This is a genomic window from Subtercola sp. PAMC28395 (assembly GCF_018889995.1).
GTDB lineage: Bacteria > Actinomycetota > Actinomycetes > Actinomycetales > Microbacteriaceae > Subtercola.
In genome coordinates, this window is the sequence record NZ_CP076547.1 from 828,083 (window position 1) to 846,376 (window position 18,294).

Here is an 18,294-nt window from a genome sequence, read left to right on the forward strand (position 1 = left end):
CTGCTATGCCGCCCGCCTCAGACCTCGAGCGAGCTCACCGAGGTCGCCGAGCGAGAGCACCGCTGCACCCGCGATCGTGCGGGCCGACACATCGATGCTCGTGCCGCACAGCACGGCGATCACGCGCACACCGATGGGCACGTAGCTCGACGCCAGCCGAATCTGCTCGGGTGTCGCGGTCGCACCGAACAGCAGCACGGCCACCGAGGCACTCGGCACCGTCGACCCCAGCTCCCGAGAGAGCTGCACGAATGTCGACCGGGACTCTGCGGTGACGATAGCCGACAGCCCGTCGAGCAACTGCTTGCGTGAGCCCGACTTCACCCGCTCGCCCTGAACGAGTACGGTGAGCTGCTTCTCTTCACGCAGCGCCTGGGCACCCAGCGACCCGCACACCGAAACGGCGAGCTCGAATTCGTCAGAGGTGGCGTAGTCGGCCGGGTTGCGCGACAGCGCGATGGCGAGGTGCGACCGGCGGGTCTCTTCGAACTGCCTGACCATGAGTTTGCCGGTGTGCGCGAACGACTTCCAGTGCACGTGCCGTCGGTCGTCGCCCGGAATGTATTCGCGAAGGGCGTGAAACGACACGTCGTCGCTTGACAGGTCTTTGGTCGGCTCGCCTTCGAGGTCACGAAAGAAGCCCGTCGACGAACCCTCGAGAGCGACGGTTCGCGGATGCACGAAAAGCTCGACCGGCTCGGTCCAGTTCACAACTCGCCTGAACAACCCGAGAGGATCACCCCGAACCGACCTGACCGGCCCGACGGTCAGAACGGTGCGCCGGTGCGTAGGAATCGTGAAGAGATCTTCGTGGATGTCAGTCGCACCGAGCCGCGGAACGTGAAACGACGCCAACCCCCTGCCGACCGGCAGCTCGATCGTCGCCGCAAGTAGCGTTCGCGACGACGTGTTGCCCACTACGACGTGACCGACGGCACGCTCGCCCACGACCACACGATTCGCCGCCAGGTCGAGGTCGATCGAATACGCCGAGCGGCCCGCGATGAACGGCAGCGCGAGCATGAGCACAGCGGTGGCAGCGAGCGCCACAGCGAGCAGCTCCTGCCAGCCCAGAATCTGACCGGCGACCCAGCTCGTCAGTGCAAGGGCAAGAACGACCCAGCCGAACACCGTCGGCACCCGCAGTACACTCCGCGCGGCAAGAACAGCGGGGCGAATAAGCGGCCAGATGAGCACGCGTGAAACCTCGACCGCCGGCGCAACAAGGCGGCCGGCACTCTGCCGCGCGCCAGAGAACCCGCGGGCGATGCGGGCTGGTGCGATGCGGATGGTCGAGACGACGCTCATGCGGCCGGGCGCCTCGTCTGCGGCGCGGCGACACTGCCCATGACCCGCGACAGCACCTTCTCGGCCGTCATGCCGGCGAACTCCGCCTCGGGGTCGAGCACGATGCGGTGGGTCCACACGGAGGGCGCAAGGTCTTTGATGTCGTCGGGAGTGACGTAAGGCCGGCCCTGTGCCGCCGCCCAGACCTTCGCCGAACGGATCATCGCCAGGGCTCCACGCACCGAAACGCCGAGCCGGGCATCCGACGAATTGCGCGTCTCTTGGGCGAGCTCGGCGGTGTACCGCAGCACCGAGCTGTCGGTGTGTACTGTCGTCGCGAGGTCGGCCATCGCCGCCACCGCGTCGGTGGTGATCATGGGGGTGAGAGCGGCGGCCGGGTTGCGCGACGCTGAGCTCGCCAGAATCAGCTCAGCCGAGGCGAGGTCGGGGTAGCCGATCGACGTCTTGATCAGAAAGCGGTCGAGTTGCGCCTCGGGCAGCCGGTAGGTTCCCGCCTGCTCGATCGGGTTCTGGGTCGCGATGACCATGAACGGTCGGCCGACCGCGTGCCCGACACCGTCGACAGTGATTCGCGACTCCTCCATCACCTCGAGCAGTGCCGACTGGGTCTTCGGCGACGCGCGGTTGATCTCGTCTGCGAGCACGATCGACGCGAAGATCGGGCCCTTGTGAAACTCGAAACGGTGCGAATCCTGGTCGTAGATCGAAACGCCGGTCACGTCAGACGGGAGAAGGTCAGGCGTGAACTGGATGCGTTGGTTCGTACCCTGCACCGTCGCCGCGAGCGCCTTCGCGAGCATCGTCTTACCCGTACCCGGTGCATCTTCGAGCAGCACATGCCCTTCGGCCAGCATCGCCGTCAAAACGAGTTGGATGACCCGACTTTTGCCGAGCACAGCCTTACCCACATTGGCGACGAGCGTTTCGAACGTCGCGGCGAACCACTGCGCCTCTTCGGTGGTCATTGTCATGTCTTCGTCCTTTCTTTCATCCGCCCCACGACCCATTGATCTGGAGCCAAGGTCCGTTGCGCCAGGGCTCAACCGAAAAGCTGTCCGTAACACCAGAGCCACATGGCACCGTGATCGACCCATTTGGGGTGCTGAAGCTTCCGGCTACGCTCCCGACTTTGTTGACATTGCCGGACTGCGTGTTGGGTGGAACGTTCCAGCACCGAAACATTGAAACGTCGGTCCAGTTCCCCGCTGCGACGTTCTGCCAGTGGTACGTGACTGTGTCGCCGCTCCTTGTGAGCCACAGCCTCATAGGCGGCGGGTCGTTCGCGTTGCCCGACCAGTCGGCCGTCGAGGTGCCTGCGGCATTGCTGTAGGAGACGTGGATCGACGTCGACTGGCTCGGCTGAAGCCCGCCGTTCGTCTGATTGCCGTTGCCGTTGCCGTCGACCCCCGGGCTCGCTGAGTTCAGGGCGCTGCCGTTCGAGTTGACGTTCCACACGAACTGAACCGCGTTGTCTTGGCGGTTGACCGCCTGCAGCGTGATGATCGGCTTGCCGAACGGTGAGACCGCATTTGATGTCGCCGCCGGGCCGCTCTGGCTCACCACCTTCGACGATTCGTAGATCTGCACCGAGTAGCTCGAACCGTTCTGCAGACCGCCGATGTGAATGCTCGTGCTTCCCGCACCGACCGAACCGGAACCGCCGCCGTTGACCGAGTAGTTGTAGGTGATCTCGTCGCTTCGAGAGCCGTTGAGGTCGCCCGCAGCGAAGGTGACGTCGAGAACCCCGTCTCCGGGTGTTGCGACGACGTTCTTCGGCGCTCCCGGTGGGGCCGCAGCACGGCGTGCATCGGATTGCCCACTGGTAGCGCCCTGCCCGGCCTTGTTCTTGGCGCTCACGGTGAACGTGTAGTCGGTCTGCGAGATCGAGACAGTGGCGTTCGCGGAGTTGCTCGGTGCGGCGAACGAGTTGACGACCGCCCCGTTCTGCAGAACGTTGACCGTGTAGCCCGCGATGGCGTCACCGTTGTTGTTGGGTACGCTCCAGGTGAGGGCGATTTGCGCCTGCCCGCCGACGGGCTGGGCGGCCGACGTCGTCGGCGCCCCCGGGGCATCCGGAACCCCTGCGGGCACCATCGGCGCCGACATGCCGCTCCAGTCGGAGGGGTCTGGTGCGCGGTTGTGCGCCTGAACGCGCACGGTGTACGCGGTGCCGTTCTCGAGGCCCGTCCACACTGTCGAGTTGCCGCTGACGGTCTGCTGGGCTGACCCGAAGGCGGGCAGCGGCGAGATCTCAAGCGTGTAGCTCGTCACAGGAGACCCTGTGGTGACCGGAGTGTTCCACGAGACAGTGAGGCTCTTGTCACCGAAGACAAGACTGGGTGGGGCGGGGGCGGATGGCCGTGCATCCGGCCGTGCGACAGCCGAAGCAGGCGATGGGTCAGACTCACCGATCGCATTCGTCGCCGTCACCGTGAACGTGTACTCGACATCGTTCGTGAGGTTGCTCAGGGTGCAGGTGGTCGAGGCGCAGGTATTCGTCGTGCCCTTGTCGCTGCGCACGGTGTATGAGGTGATCACCGAACCGTTGTTGACCGGAGGCGTCCAGGAGAGCACCACCGTGTGGTCCTGGATCGAGGTCACACTGGGTGTCGACGGTGTTCCCGGCTTGCCCTTGACGGTGAGGCGCACGCGCCCGTCGACTTCGCGGTCGGGGTCTTTCGTCGAATCCTGCACGCGGTAGCGCACGACCATCGTTCCGACGAACGTGCTACTCGGCGTGATGGTGACGTCATTGCCGGTGAATGTGGATGACCCGTCACCTGTTTCGACCGTCGCACCGATGACCGTGAGCGCCTTGCCCGAGAACGGGCTGGTGTCGTTACCAAGCACGCTCACGGTGACGGCCTTGCCCTGGGCCGCGTTGTCGACGATGTCGTCGGCGGTCGTGGCCAGCGGTCTCGTCGAGGCGCTCACCGACAGGTTGAGCGTTCCCGTCACGGGGCTGTTAGTGCCGTCGCTGACGGCGATCGTGACCGTGCCCGTCTGGCCCTTCGTCGCGTCAGAGGCGGCGCTCGCCTTGAGGTTCTGGCCGTCGACCGACAGGGAGAATCCGGCAGGCACACTGCCGTCGATCGAGTAGCTCAGCTTCTGCAGGTCTTCAGGGTCGGGGTCTTTCGACATCGCCCGAAGGTTCACGGTGATCGGGTCTTCGCCCGGAGCGACGTTCACCGTTCCGCCGATGAAACTCGGCGGCCGGTTCGACGGGGCAAGCACGGTGATCGGGATTACCAGAACCGAGGTGAGGCCGGTCGGGTCGTCGGGCCCCGTTCCGTCGGTCACCTCGAACGAGATCGCATCGGGACCGTAGTAGTCGGCGGCCGGGGTGTAGACGAGAGTCGTCTCATCTTTGATGAGAGCGTCACCGTTCGCGTGGTTCGCGGTGACCTTGTTCGCGACAGTGATGCGGGGCGTCTTGCCCTTCGCCACGTCGACGTAGTCGCTGAGTTTGAGCTCGACGCTCTGCCCACTCTTGACCTCAACGGGCTTCACCGTCGACTTCAGCGTGGGGCGAACCACGCCGGTGCCAGGCACCAGCACGAATGCCGACGCCGTGAGCCCGTCAGGGTCTGTCACCGTGTAGAGCACGATCTGCGGGTCTACGGCCAGCGCTATGGTCACGCTGCCTTTGCTCATCCCCGTCACGGCAGGGTCGTCGCTCGAGACCGAGAGCTGGTCGGCCACCCCGTCGGGATCTTCGTCGTTCGTCAGCACATTCACGCTGACCGACGTCTGGCCGACGATTCCGGCAGCCGAGACTCGGTCGTCGCGCGCGATCGGCGCCAGCAGCGGCGCGCTCGCCGAGACGGTGACCTGCAGCACGCCGTAGGCCGTTCCGCCCCACGGATCGGCCACCTGGTACCCGATGCTGTAGGTGCCTTCTTTGTCGGGTGCCGATACCACGACGCGGTCTTTCGCGATCTCGGCGGTGACACCGTCGGCGGGCTGCAGGCTGCCGTCTACCAGCGAGAGTAGGTCACCATCGGGGTCGGTGTCATTGACGAGCACGGGAACCGCGACCTCGCGACCGGGCTTGACCGTGATCGAGTCTTCGACAGCATTCGGGTTCTGGTTGGTACTGCCGGGCTTGGCAATGCCGACGAGAACCGAGCCCACCGCCGACGCGCCCGGCCGATCTCGCACGACATAGGTGAACGAGTCGGTTCCGGTCGACTGAGCGTACGCCTCGTAGACCAGCCAGCTGTCGCCGACCTCAGTGATGCGTCCCTTCTGAGGCGCAGTGCCCTGCCCCACGAGGTCGACCGAGTCTCCATCAGGGTCGATGCCTGTCAGCGTCACGGGAATGCGCACCGTCGTTCCCGACAATACGCGGGCGGTCAACGGCAACGGTCGTGGCGCAGAGTTCGACGCCGCATCGACCGGCAGAATGCGAATGGTGACGTATCCGGCGTCTTTCTGACCGAGGCTATCCATCACGTCATAGGTCGCGTACACGGTCTTGGCAACGGGCCCCGCCTTGAAGCGCAGCGTGTTTTCGGACACGAACAGATCCCCGTCGGCTGGCGACACGAGTGGGGCCACCAGCGTCGGAGACAGCGTGATCGTGTCTCCGTTAGGGTCGTAGTCGTTAGCGAGCACCGGAATTGTGACATAGTCGCCCGCCCGAACGCTGACCGTGTCGTCGACCGCGACGGGCGGATCGAGCTGCGCCGGGGCCGGCACGGGAATGATGACGACATCCCCGGTCGACGATGACACCCCGTTCGACACCGTGTAGGTGAACGTCACAGGCCCGGTCATCGCATTGCGCGCCGACACCTTCAACACCCTATGTTCGAGCACCGCAACGGTCAGCCCGGCGGAATCCGGCACCGACACCGACTGCACGACGAGGATTCCCCCATTCGGGTCTGAGTCGTTCTGCAGCACGTCGACGAGCACGTTTCGCCCGGTCGTGAGCAGGCCCTGGTCTCGAACCGCGATCGGCGGCGAATCAGAAGTCACCGGCTGCGTGACGTCGATGCGCACCAGACCGGCGACCGTATTGGGCCCATCCGACGCGAAATACTGCACGTAGTATGTCTTCGCCGCCGTTGCGTTGAACGTGAACGTTCCCGCGGCGTAGTCCGGCGTCAGCGTCGTACCGGGGCTGCCATCGCCCGCCACTTTCGCCAGCCGCAGCGCGACACCGCTCGGGCTGATGTCATTCAGCAGCGGTGCGACCAAGACATCTTGGCCGACCGTGGTGGTGAAGTGATCGCCGTTCGTAATCGGCTTAGTCGAGCCTGCTGCCTTCACGTCGACGCGCAACGTTCCCTTAGCGGTATCGGTGCCGTCAGACACCGATACCGCAATCGTCTTGCGGCCTTCAACCCCACCGACTGCGTCATACGTCACCTTGCCGTCGGGCGTGAAGGTCACGATGTCGGTATCGCTCGACTCAGCTCCCGTGAGAATGAGGTCGTCTCCGTCGGGGTCGCTCCAGTCCGCCATCACGTTGACAGTGGTCGTCTTGCCGTTCTCGACCGTCGTCGTCGACGGTCGCTTCTGCACGGGCGGCCGGTTCGTACCCGCCGCGCTCACACTCAGCGTCACCGTGGCCTCGGCCTGGCCTCCCCGGCCGTCATCGGCCTTGTATCGAAAACTGGCCGACCCCGACGCATCGGCGTTCACCGTCACCTGCAGCTGTGAACCCCCGAAGATCGGCTCGACGGTTCCGATCGACGGCTGACTGCCCGACAGTGTCGCCGTGAGAATATCGCCGTCTGCATCGGTGTCATTGTCGAGAACCGGCAGGATGATCGTTCTCCCTGCTCTCACACCGAAACTGTCGTCGACGGCAACCGGAGGAGTGTTGGCGGTCGAACGCTGGGGCAGGACGTTCGCGATCTGGTCTTGGTTGTCGGCGTTGTCGTCGAGTTCGCTCTGCGACGGTGGCGGCGTCACATCGGCCCAGTTGTCGACCTGCAGCATGCTCTGATTGACCAGCCACATGAGCCCGCTGGTGAGGTCGTTGAGAACGACCACGTCACGGTTCACCCGAAACCGCAGAACCGAATCGGGCTGCAGGTTGGGCACGGCAGCCGTCACGTCGTTGCTGTCGCCGGCACAGTCCCTGACATATTCCGCGGACCCTGACCAGGCTGCGTAACCGCATCCGCCGAGGTACACCGGAGCCGCAGGAACCCCCTTCGCGCCAGCATCCGTTCGCTGGGCCTGACCGCCGTCGAGAGGTTGGGTGATGAGCTGCGTCGGGGTGGCGAGCAGAACACTCGAGCTGTCGGGGCCACTCTGTTGAAGAACGGCACCCCCAGCATCCGGAACCTGAACGGTCTTGCCCCCGGGCAAGTAGAGGGTCGAACTCGTCGAGTCGAAGATGGCCGCGTTCGCCCCGACAGCACTGATAGTCAGCACCGCGGTGTCGGCGAATTGCGGTAGCGACGTTCTGGTGGCCGGCTCGTACCCGCCAACCCCATCGGGTGCGATCACGACCAGCTCGTGATTGTCGCTAGACACAGCCCGCACGGCCCCATCAGGCCCCACCGCAACAGCAGAACCAGCACCGAGCGTCACCATCGGGTCGGTGCCCTTCGCCGAGAACGAGTCGACCTGTGACGCCGGCACAACGTAGAGCGCACCCGTGTCAGGCTCGAGAATCGCCGTCGTCTCGCCACCGAGCACCACGGTCGCCTGCGTGGGAAGAGTCACGTCGCCGCCGAAGACCGACTTCGCTGGGTCGATCGTGTTCAGAGTCGAATCGGCGGTATCTACGGTCATCACCGTGTTGCCCGACTGCAGAACGTCGAACTGATCCGTCTTCGTTCGCAGACCCTCGTCGAGCACCTGCGACTGGTGGTTGAGGTGCCCCACCAGCAGCCCGCTGGCCTTGGTGACCCACACCCCGCCGTCATTAAGTTCGACATTGGCGGTCTTGAAGCCCTGGTAGAAGATCGCAATCAGGGCGAGCACCAGCGACGACGAGCAGATGATCGCCACAGAGATCAGCGAGCGTCTTCTGCTCAGTATGCCCCTCAGCACTCGCGTGACTCCCCCGGAATTGAATTGCAGACTCCCTGCTCCCCCTGATGATGGAGCACACCGCCTCATGAGGGCGATGGGTAGAAATCCCCATCAGCTTCTCGATCACATTGAATTCGTGCAAGCCTGTGAAGTCAGTGGCACCCGAGAGAGGGGCAACCAATACGCGCTGCAGCGTGAAGACCCTCGGACGCAGGCGAATACCGTGATTCAGTCCCCTGGGTCCCACTTCGTTCCGAGGGGACAATTCGCCTCGATCCAGTCAAGGACGTCTCGCGTTGGCATCAGTGAGTCGCTATGCGACAGCCTCCGACGTTCATCGCGAATCAACCGCCCGATTATGCGCCACAATGGCCTCAGTAGATGTATCACTATGCGCTGGGGGAGGCCTGGGACGTGATGCTCCAACGGGGAACTGTGACCAAGGTGGCGGTGGTCGACGACCACGCCTTCGTTTCGGCCGCCCTCGCCGCGATCCTGGCCGACCACCCCTCACTTCAACTAGTCGGCGACGCGCCCACAGTGCCTGCCCTCCTCACACTCGATCTTGCCCCCGACCTCGTTGTTTTGGACCTGCGCCTGGCCGACGGATCATCCCCCGTGAACAACGTCGGCCGCCTTCGAGATGCTGGCGCCGAAGTGCTTGCGTACACTTCGGCCGAGCATCCGCAGCTCATCAGGGCCGCCGCAAAGACCCCACTGCTCGGCCTGGTGCGCAAGTCGGCCCCGCTAGACACACTGGTTGATGCACTGGAGGCCGCGGCCACCGGGTTCGTCGCCCCTTCGGCCGACCTAGCGTCTGCTCTCAGCTCCGACCCTGAGGTGAAGGACGCAGGCCTGAGCGACCAGGAAAGCCGAGTGCTCGCATTATTCGCCGACGGTCTGAAGACGCAAATCGTCTCAAGTGAGCTCGGCATCGCTCCCGGAACCGTCGAGGACTATGTTCGCCGAATCCGCGCAAAGTACGCGCGCGTCGGCCGACCCGCTCACAATAAAGTCGACCTCTACAAGCGCGCACTCGAAGACGGCCTACTTCGCTCTCCCAGCGAATGAGCGCACAAAAGGCAACGATCGAAGCCGCACCTGCAGCAGCGCACGAGGCCGAAACGCGCATGCGCCGTCTTACATCTTTCACCTTGGGCATCGGAGCCCTCATCGCCTTCGGTTCCATCAGCGAGAACATCGTCGCCCAGCTCGCCGACTTTCACCTTTGGTGGTCCGTTGTGGCGATTTCGGCCGCCGTAGCCCTTCCCCTTGCCTTGGCAGTCGCAAGTCGGGTTGCGTCAAGACGAACCCTTCGAGCCCTCGCCGGTGCAATTGCCATCACTTACCTCGCGGCCCTACTTACCCTCACCCTTGGCACGCGCACTGGCACATTGCCTCCAGAAGCAAACGCCCCATGGATGCTCGGGATCACACCGATCGCCGCGATCGCCGCAGCGCTCGCCTTCAGCATGCAACTGGCTTGGGCATATTGCGGCATCACCGCAGTACTGGTCGCGGGGGACCGCATCCTCGCCCACTCGACCGACATTGCCCTGGTTGCGACTCAAGATGCCCTTGTCGCCCTCCTTGTGCAGGCAGTCTTCACTGCCCTCGTGCTCGTGAGCCTCTCTACCGCACGCACACTCGACCACCTCGCTCACCAGGCCCGCATGGAGATGACGGAACGCGCCGTGCGGGATGCACGGCTCAGACAGCGCGTGCACGCCTCCTCTCTTGTTCACGACCATGTGCTTGCCACCCTCCTACTCGCATCTCGCGATGAATCCGACGACTTTCGACCAACGATCTCTGTCTCGGCCCTGAACAGCCTCACAGCGATAGCGCGGTACGCGGCACCTCCAATGGCCATAGCCGTGTCTCCGCTCGACTTCGCCTGGAGGCTGCAGGCAACGACAACGCAGATGGCGCCGTTCGCCTTATTCGAGTACGCGCTGGCCCCGGCGGCCCACATGATTTCGGTCGACGTGGCTGAGACACTCTCCGAAGCCGCGGCGGAGGCTCTACGAAACAGCCTCCGCCACGCTGGTGGGTCCGATGTCAACCGAGCGGTTCGCGTCGATCTCTACGCAGCCGGAGCTCGCATTGTGATTCTCGACGACGGAGCAGGCTTTGATCTCGCAAGCGTGCCCGAGAGCCGCCTCGGTCTCAGAGTCAGCATCACTCAACGCGTGACTCTCCTTCCTGGAGGGCGAGCCAGCATATTGTCACGCCCGGGAGAGGGAACAATTGTCTCGCTGGAATGGAATTCGCGTGACTGAATCTCAGCCGAGCTTTGACGTGCCGGCCCTCCTCAAGCTGCCGAGCATCGGTTCATCCGTTCTCTTCGTCGCCTATTCCGCGACAGTACTGGCTCTCGCGTACACTGCGGGCGGAGACCCGATGCGTACTTGGCAAGGCCTATTAGCGCTCGTCCTTGCGCTCGCTTCAGCAGTGTTGGTACTCGCCGCGGGAACCTACCCGCTTGCACGAGGCCGGTCAGCCCTCATCGCCGCCGCGCCGGCCGTCGTCGCCTACCTCATCACCCTGAACTTGCGTCCGGACGGCCTGCCCGGGTGGACCGCCTGGTACGTCCTGTCTGGCACGCTGGTGCTTCTAGCCCTCGCCGTCAGAGGACGCATCGCCATGGCCTGGGTCGGATTCGCAGCCGTGACCGCAGTGAATATCTTGTGGGCGGTCAGAGCTGGTCGAAACCCCCTCGACGGGCTGATCATGATGCAGGCTGCCGTTGCTATCCTCGTCTTCGGCAGCCTCTTCGCTGTAGGCCTTCGAACACTCATGGGCCGACTCCACGCTTACTCGGAGACGGAACACAAGCGAGCCGCATCAAGTGCAGCCGAGATTGCCACCGCCGAGGAACGCCGCGACCGCGTCGTCGAACTAGACGCCCTCGTTCGCGAACCCCTGACCATCCTCGCGTCAGACCTTTTCCTCAGCGCCGATTTCCGGTCCCGTCTCCGCGCCCTTGAGGGTGAACTGAGGGACCGAGTAAGTGGCGCCAACTTCCTCGTCGAGCCCGCGACGGTGGCCATACGAGCCGCGCGTGCGCGGGGAGTCGACGTGCTGTTCTTCGACGACGTTGGACTAGTTCAACTTCACCTTGACATCAAAACCCGCCTGGCTGCAACGATGGCGACAATTCTCGACGCCGTCGACCGCGGCTCAGCGACACTGCGACTTTCATCTGAAGCGCCTGGCACTATCAGGTTGTCAGCCGTCACTGAGGTCGATGGTGACCTCCATCGGTCGACCCAAGTGATCCACACACGCATGGGCTAAGACGCTTTCCCGCCGCCCTGCCAGAAGCACGCCGAGGTCGGATCTTTGGCGCGAGCTCCACTGCGACCCTCTGACCCTCTGACCCTCTGACAGAGGATCTGCCACACGAGTTTCCGGTCGGGAGCATTCGGGTTAGACCAGGGTCGCGAGCGCGAGCGCGAGCCCGTCGGCGTGCACCGACGTCGTCACCTCGGTGGCCGCCGCCTTCACGTCATCGGGAGCCTGGCCCATGGCGACAGCCCGGCCATCCGCACCGGCCCACTCGAACATCTCGATGTCGTTGCGCCCATCGCCCACCGCGAACAGCCGCGACGACGGGATGCCCAGCAGCTGCCGCACGCGTTCAAGCCCGGTCGACTTGTTGACGCCGTCGGGAGCGATGTCGAGCCACGCCGTCCACCCGACCGAGTACGAGACGCGGTGCAAGCCCATGGTCTCGACGATCGCGAGGAAGTCCTCCATGTCGTGACCGGGCGAGATGACGACAACGCGCGTGGCGTCGATCGACAGGAGATCTTCGAACGCGACCTGCTCGCCGCCGACGCCCATCGAGTCACTCGGAAACTCGCCGGTGTAGCGAAAGTAGCCCTCTTCATCTTCGACGGCATAGTGAGCCTGGGCCAGGTGTGCCCGGATCTGCGTGAGCACCGCGGCCGGGTTGAAGGTCTCGACGATCTCGCGCCGATAGCCGAGCGGAGCATCCGGGTCGCGTTGCAGCGTGATGGCACCGTTCGAGCACACGACATACGTCGGCGTGATATCGAGCAGGTCGAGCACCGGCAGGGTCGCGGCGACGGAGCGGCCGGTGGCGAGCATGACCTCATGGCCGAGGCCGGTGAGGCGGGCGACCTGGTCGATCACGGCGTCGGTGATCGAGCCGTCTTCGTGCAGGATCGTGCCGTCGATGTCGAGCGTGACGAGCCAGCGGTCGACCGGATGCCCGGCTCTCGCCGGCGCGTCAACAAGCGCATCGGCGGGAATCTCTGCGCCTGCCGGCAATTCCCCGGGCAACGCACCGACGTCGCCCGCGCTGGCGCTGGCGCCTGACGTTTCGACACTCACGGCCGGCGCCCGTTCAGCGGCTCGACGACCTCGAGGCCACCGAGGTACGGCCGCAGCGGCTCCGGCACGAGCACCGATCCGTCGGCGCGCTGGTGCGTTTCAAGGATAGCGACGATCCACCGGGTGGTGGCGAGGGTGCCGTTGAGGGTCGACACGGGTGCGGTCCTGCCCGATTCGGTGCGGTACCGGGCATCCAGTCGCCGTGCCTGGTACGTGGTGCAGTTCGAGGTCGAGGTGAGTTCGCGGAACGTGTCCTGCGTGGGCACCCAGGCTTCGATATCGTATTTGCGCGCGGCACTCGAGCCGAGGTCACCGGCAGCGACGTCGATGACGCGGTAGTTGAGCCCGAGCGAGGTCAGAAGGTCTTCCTGGTAGCTGAGCAGTTTCAGGTGCTCAGCCTCGGCCTCTTCGGGCAGCACATACGAGAACATCTCGAGCTTGTTGAACTGGTGAACGCGCAGGATGCCCCGCGTATCTTTACCGCCCGACCCCGCCTCGCGGCGGTAGCAGGTCGACCAGCCGGCGTAGCGGTAGGGGCCCTCGCTCAGGTCGAGGATCTCATCGGAGTGGTACCCGGCGAGCGCCACCTCACTGGTGCCGGTGAGGTAGAGGTCATCGGCGGGCAGGTAGTAGATCTCGTCGGCATGCTCGCCGAGGAAACCGGTGCCGCGCATGATCTCGGGGCGCACGAGGGTGGGGGTGATCATGGGGGTGAAGCCCGAGTCGAGCGCCTTCTGCAGGGCCAGGTTCATGAGAGCGAGCTCGAGGCGGGCGCCGATGCCGGTGAGGAAGTAGAAGCGTGCGCCGCTGACCTTGGCGCCTCGCTGCAAGTCGAAAGCGCCAATCAGCTCGCCGAGCTCGACATGGTCGCGGGGTTCGAAGTCGAACGTGGGGCGCGTTCCGACCTCGCGGAGCGTGATGAAGTTCTCTTCGCCTCCCGAGGGCACCCCCGGGAGGATGGGATTGGCGATGGAGCCGACGAGGGCGAGGAACTGCTGCTCAGCATCCGTCGCCCGCTGGCCCGCAGCCTTGACCTCAGCGGCCAGCGACTGGGCTTCGGCCACGAGGGCCTTCTTCTCGTCGGGAGCGGCCTTGGCGACGCGCTTGCCGAAGGTGTTCTGCGAGGCGCGCAGGTTCTCGAAGTCGGTGATGGACGCGCGCCGCTCGACGTCGGCGGCGAGGGCCTGGTCGACGAGTTCGACGGAGTCACCCCTGGCTGCTTGCGACTGCTTGATGGCCTCGGGATTCTCGCGCAGAAGTACTGGATCGATCACCTAAGCAATCCTAGGGCTTGCACCCCGGGCCGGGATGGGGCGGGTGGGGCAGTTGGATCTCTGGGTCGGGGCGGCCGCCGAGACGGGGCGCGCCCGGATAGTCAGAGCTGCGTGCCGCGTGCACTGTGCACGTCGTGCGGCGTGTGGACGATTCCGTGGCGAGCGCGCTGCCCCGAGTCGGGGTTGGGACCGGGTGTAATGGCCTGGCCGTCGGTGAGGGCGGGGGTGGGTGACGCCCTGCGAGGAGGCTGTTGGGTCTGGGCGTACACACATTCGTCAGAGCGGCCTGCCGCGTGCACTCTGCACGTCGACTGGCGTGTGGACGATTCGGTGGATGGCGCACCCCCGGAGATGCTGACTGTGGTCCGAGCGAAGTGGGTGGACGAGGCGGGCGGGGGTGGGCTGCGCGGCGAGCGGGGTGGGCGGGGGTGGGCTGCGCGGCGAGCGGGGCGGGCGGGGGTGGGCTGCGCGGCGAGCAGGCTGCTGCCGGAGCTACCGAGAGGCCCCCGATGCGTGCAGCGGCGGCGATGCCCTACGTTTAGGGTTGTGGCCAATGCTGAGCAACCGACCGGAGCGACTGCCGCTGTGAAGCGCGCCGCTGTGGTCTACAACCCCACCAAAGTCGACGGCGACCGGCTGAAGAAGTCGGTGGCGTCACACGAGGCCGCGGCAGGGTGGGGCGAGACCCTCTGGTATGAGACCAGCGTCGAAGATGCGGGCCAGGGGCAGACGCGGGCAGCTCTGGCAGAAGGCGCGAGTGTGGTGCTCGCGGCCGGGGGCGACGGAACCGTTCGCGCCGTCGCCGAGTCGCTGCGGGCAACCGGTGTGCCGATGGCCCTGCTCGCCTCGGGCACGGGCAATCTCCTCGCGCGAAACCTCGACCTGACGCTCGACTTCGAGACCGCTGTCGGGCTGATGTTCACGGGCTACGACCGATCGATCGACCTCGGGCTCATCACGGTGCACCGAGTGGATGCGGCCGAGTCGACGCACGTGTTCCTGGTGATCGCCGGCCTCGGCATCGACGCCAAGATGATCGCGAACACGAACGACAAATTGAAGAAGACCTTCGGCTGGCTCGCGTACATCGACGGCACGATGCGGGCGCTCCCCCAGCTGCGGCCGATCAAGATGAAGGTCAGCATCGACAACGAGAAGTGGCGGAGCGTGAGCGCACACTCGGTGATGGCGGGCAACTGCGGGCTACTGCCGGGCGGCATCGAGCTCATTCCCGACGCCAAGCTCGACGACGGAGTGCTCGACTTCATCGCCCTGCGGCCCCACGGGTTGTTCGGCTGGGTACGGGTCTGGAACAAGCTGACGTTCGAGAACGGCGTGCTGCTGAAGTCGGCCGCCGGGCGCCGGCTGCTCGAGCTCACGCCGAAGGGCAACGACGTTGTCTACCGGAAGGGCCTCGACCTGAGGCTCAGGCTCGAGGAGCCACAGGAGATCCAGCTCGACGGCGACGAGTTCGGCCTGGCCGACGGCCTCGAGATGTGGATCGAGCCTGCCGCCCTGCGCGTGCGCGTCTGACGTCGGTTGGGCAGCTACGCGTCGGGCTCGCCACTCACCAGCCCGCGCAACCAGTCCCGCGCCTCGATGAAGACCTCGTCGTCGTAGCGGTCGACATACTCCACCGGCGCGTGATCGGCACGCGGATACGACCCGAGGAAGATCAGGTTCGGGCTGAACCGGCGAAGGCCCAGCAGTGCGTCGGCAACGCGTTCATCGAGAACGTGCCCATCGGCATCGATCACGAAGCGGTAGCGACCGAGGGCGTCACCGATCGGGCGTGACTGCAGCAGGCTCAGGTTCACCCCGCGGGTGGAGAACTGCTCGAGCAGTTCGAGCAGGGCGCCCGAGCGATCATCCGGCAGCTCGGCGATGATGCTCGTCTTGTCGGCGCCCGTCGGTGCAGGCAGGGCAGTGCTGCGGCTGACGAGCACGAATCGCGTCACGGCGTTCTGGTTGTCGCCGATGTTGTCGGCCAGGATCTGCAGTTCGTGGTGCTCGACGATGCGCGCCGGGGCGATGGCGGCGTCGGCCAGGTCGCTGTCGAACAGGTTGAGCGCACTGGCAACGTTCGACGTCGACGGGATGTGCCCGTGCGTCGGCAGATTCGCCTCGAGCCAGTTGCGGCACTGCGCATACGCCACCGGATGCGCGTTCACCACGTGCACGTCTTCGAGCTCGATGCCGGGGCGGGCCACCAGCGCGAACTGCACCTTCACGAGGTACTCGCCGATGATGCGCAGGTTCGGGATGCTCGCCAGCGCGTCTTGCGTGGCACTCACGCCGCCCTCCACCGAGTTCTCGATCGCGATCATCGCGGCCACACTGTGGCCCGAGACGACGTCGTCGAGAGCCTCGCCCACATTGTTGACGCTGCGCCAGGTCTGGCCCGCGGCCTCCGGCACCTGCGCGAGGGCTGCTTCGGTGAATGTGCCGGAGGGACCGAGGTAGCTGTAGGTGCGCGGTGCGTCGTTGGGTTTCGGAGGTACGGCTGGCATGCCCCGAGCCTACTGCGAGACCAGTGAGAGATTTTCTGGGAATTCTGCCAACCCGCGTAAGGGAAACCGACCAGCCGACTCTCTCTTCATAGGAACACGTGATTACACGATTCGAAGGTTCCTTCACCGAGTGCGGTGCCAAATGCAAAGGAAGACGTCAGTGCGAGTATCAAAGAAGGTTGCGGGGCCGCTCATGGCCTTGCTTTTGACTGCAGGGCTTGTGGCCACTATGGGGGCCACGTCGGCCTCCGCGTCCGACCACAAGGGCGGGTTCAAAGTCCACCAGCCGCTCGCGTGCAAGCGGGGCGATGCCGGAGGACTTCGACCAGAAGACGGCTGCGACTACCATCCCTTTGGTGGTGGCAAGACCGGTGGGGTGACGTTCGGTTGGGATGCTACGTACTACGCAGACAACAGGGATTTCAGTTCGTTCAACCCTCTCAGTGCCCCCCGCATGTTCCCGCAGAGCAGCTCCGGCTTCAATTGCATCACTGCAGACAACGGCTCGATGGTGTGTGACCGCAGCAGCGCCGGCGCCCCGAATACCGGGAAGGTAGGCGCCACCGTCAACCAACTCGGCCTGTACTCGTATCGGGGCGACGTCATCAGTTGGACCGAAGACGACACTGCTGACTGCGGTGGGTACACCGGTGGATTGTGTTTCGTCGCGACGTTCAATTTTCCCCACTACGTCGCAACCGCCTACTACAGGTACGACGCAGGGACCGGTCTCGTACGCGAACCCTCTGTGCTCTGGGCCAAGAGCGACGGCACCTATATTGGCCAGTCAAAGCACTTCCTAACCGGTAGCGACCCCGAGGCAGACCTGCAGCCCGCTGGCGCAATGAACGCCATCAGCTTCGTCAGCCCGGGTAGGAGTCTCACCGCACTCCCAGCAGGCAGCGACGTCACCTACGGCGTCACTCTGACCGCTACACAGTCCGGTTCAGCGGTGGTCACGCTCAACACTCAAGGGGTCAAAGATCTGACAGAGGCAGTGGTACCCGATTCGTGGGTGCGCATCGGAACGGGTAACCCGACGGTCGTCAAGTACCTCGTTCCCTACATGAACGCCGGCGAGATCAAGTCGCTCTCGCTCCACTTCACGGCGACTGGCACCGAGAACGTCGCGATCGACGCCGACGTGAACTCGCAGTCGAAGACCCACGCCGCCGTCGATCTGCGACCCGATGCTCCTGCGTGTGATGTGCCCGCAACCGGGGCAGTTGTTCCGGTGGGCGGCGAGCAGACGACTCTCTACGATGTCAATTGCCATGTTCCGGCCGGCACGCACCTCGAGACGCGCCCGCATTCTGACACCCATGGCGTGATAACGATCGTCGGAGGAGCCTCTCTGGTATTCAAAGCCGACGACCCGAAGTTCACCGGCAAGGCCCGCACGGCCGTCTGGGCCGTCAACGACAACGGCCAGAGTGCTGAGCCCACGTTCATCGACATCAACGTCATTCCGCCGGCAACTGCACTCGCCGACACGTTCACTGTGACGGCGGGTCAGACCTTGACGCTGGATGCTGCACACGGAGTCGTGGCGAACGACCAGTTTGCCGCGGGCCCTGACGGTTGGTACGTGGAGGCGGGCAACCCTCCGGCCAACGGATCGCTCGACATCCGTGCCGACGGTTCGCTGACGTACACGCCGAAAGCCGGCTTCACAGGTGACGACACCTTCCGCTATCGCCTCGGCGGCCGTAACGGCTCGCACAGTGGCGTGGTCACGGTGACGATGCACGTGACCCCGTAACGACGGCGAACACGTCCTCTCCTCATGCGCAGTTTCTGAAGTCGCGTAATGGATTGGCCCCTGTCGAGTCTCTTAGTTG

The 18,294-nt window shown here is 64.9% G+C and carries 11 protein-coding genes; 5 read left to right on the plus strand and 6 right to left on the minus strand.

Annotated features, from left to right (window positions below):
* Positions 1 to 3: 3 nt before the first annotated feature.
* From KPL76_RS03965 to KPL76_RS03975, 3 genes are read right to left on the minus strand one after another with little or no spacing between them, the layout of a single operon-like run.
* Positions 4 to 1,308, minus strand: coding sequence for a DUF58 domain-containing protein (locus KPL76_RS03965; protein WP_216335220.1), 1,305 nt, complete (start codon positions 1,306 to 1,308; stop codon positions 4 to 6).
* On the minus strand, positions 1,305 to 2,279 hold the full coding sequence (locus KPL76_RS03970; RefSeq protein WP_216335221.1) for a MoxR family ATPase: 975 nt from the start codon (positions 2,277 to 2,279) through the stop codon (positions 1,305 to 1,307). Before KPL76_RS03970 ends, KPL76_RS03965 begins: the two co-directional genes overlap by 4 nt.
* Positions 2,280 to 2,295: 16 nt before the next feature.
* Positions 2,296 to 8,325, minus strand: coding sequence for an Ig-like domain-containing protein (locus KPL76_RS03975; protein WP_216335222.1), 6,030 nt, complete (start codon positions 8,323 to 8,325; stop codon positions 2,296 to 2,298).
* A 363-nt stretch (positions 8,326 to 8,688) separates the two neighbouring features.
* On the opposite strand from KPL76_RS03975, the gene KPL76_RS03980 reads away from it, so the two are divergent.
* Genes KPL76_RS03980 through KPL76_RS03990 form a run of 3 tightly spaced genes read left to right on the plus strand, consistent with a single transcriptional unit; the run spans position 8,689 to position 11,607 of the window.
* Entirely contained in the window at positions 8,689 to 9,378 is a 690-nt protein-coding gene (locus KPL76_RS03980; RefSeq protein ID WP_216335223.1) for a response regulator transcription factor, read from the plus strand.
* Positions 9,375 to 10,589, plus strand: a complete 1,215-nt coding sequence (locus KPL76_RS03985) for a sensor histidine kinase (protein WP_216335224.1) — start codon at positions 9,375 to 9,377, stop codon at positions 10,587 to 10,589. The genes KPL76_RS03980 and KPL76_RS03985 overlap by 4 nt, the downstream gene beginning before the upstream one ends.
* The gene (locus tag KPL76_RS03990) at positions 10,582 to 11,607 is read left to right on the plus strand and encodes a hypothetical protein (protein WP_216335225.1); all 1,026 of its coding nucleotides are present in this window, start codon (positions 10,582 to 10,584) and stop codon (positions 11,605 to 11,607) included. Before KPL76_RS03985 ends, KPL76_RS03990 begins: the two co-directional genes overlap by 8 nt.
* A gap of 132 nt (positions 11,608 to 11,739) precedes the next feature.
* On the opposite strand, the gene KPL76_RS03995 is transcribed toward KPL76_RS03990, so the two are convergent.
* Both KPL76_RS03995 and serS read right to left on the minus strand, forming a co-directional pair.
* Positions 11,740 to 12,588, minus strand: a complete 849-nt coding sequence (locus KPL76_RS03995) for an HAD family hydrolase (RefSeq protein ID WP_216336024.1) — start codon at positions 12,586 to 12,588, stop codon at positions 11,740 to 11,742.
* A 77-nt stretch (positions 12,589 to 12,665) separates the two neighbouring features.
* On the minus strand, positions 12,666 to 13,943 hold the full coding sequence (serS, locus tag KPL76_RS04000) for a serine--tRNA ligase (protein WP_216335226.1): 1,278 nt from the start codon (positions 13,941 to 13,943) through the stop codon (positions 12,666 to 12,668).
* 585 nt (positions 13,944 to 14,528) lie between these two features.
* Between serS and KPL76_RS04005 the strand changes: the two genes are divergently transcribed.
* A complete protein-coding gene (locus KPL76_RS04005; RefSeq protein WP_253202160.1) occupies positions 14,529 to 15,476 on the plus strand; it encodes a diacylglycerol kinase family protein in 948 nt (315 codons plus the stop codon).
* A gap of 14 nt (positions 15,477 to 15,490) precedes the next feature.
* Here the strand turns inward: KPL76_RS04005 and pheA are convergent, their stop codons facing one another.
* A complete protein-coding gene (gene pheA / locus KPL76_RS04010; protein ID WP_216335227.1) occupies positions 15,491 to 16,453 on the minus strand; it encodes a prephenate dehydratase in 963 nt (320 codons plus the stop codon).
* 229 nt (positions 16,454 to 16,682) lie between these two features.
* Between pheA and KPL76_RS04015 the strand changes: the two genes are divergently transcribed.
* Positions 16,683 to 18,215 (plus strand): Ig-like domain-containing protein, encoded by a 1,533-nt coding sequence (locus KPL76_RS04015; RefSeq protein ID WP_216335228.1) that lies wholly within the window; start codon positions 16,683 to 16,685, stop codon positions 18,213 to 18,215.
* Positions 18,216 to 18,294: the final 79 nt, after the last annotated feature.

Excerpts from the sequence above, each read along its gene's own strand:
- KPL76_RS03965 (WP_216335220.1), bottom strand. The coding sequence starts at position 1,308 with ATGAGCGTCGTCTCGACCATCCGCATCGCACCAGCCCGCATCGCCCGC.
- KPL76_RS03970 (WP_216335221.1), bottom strand. The coding sequence starts at position 2,279 with ATGACAATGACCACCGAAGAGGCGCAGTGGTTCGCCGCGACGTTCGAA.
- KPL76_RS03980 (WP_216335223.1), top strand. The coding sequence starts at position 8,689 with ATGTATCACTATGCGCTGGGGGAGGCCTGGGACGTGATGCTCCAACGG.
- KPL76_RS03985 (WP_216335224.1), top strand. The coding sequence starts at position 9,375 with ATGAGCGCACAAAAGGCAACGATCGAAGCCGCACCTGCAGCAGCGCAC.
- pheA (WP_216335227.1), bottom strand. The coding sequence starts at position 16,453 with ATGCCAGCCGTACCTCCGAAACCCAACGACGCACCGCGCACCTACAGC.
- KPL76_RS04015 (WP_216335228.1), top strand. The coding sequence starts at position 16,683 with ATGGGGGCCACGTCGGCCTCCGCGTCCGACCACAAGGGCGGGTTCAAA.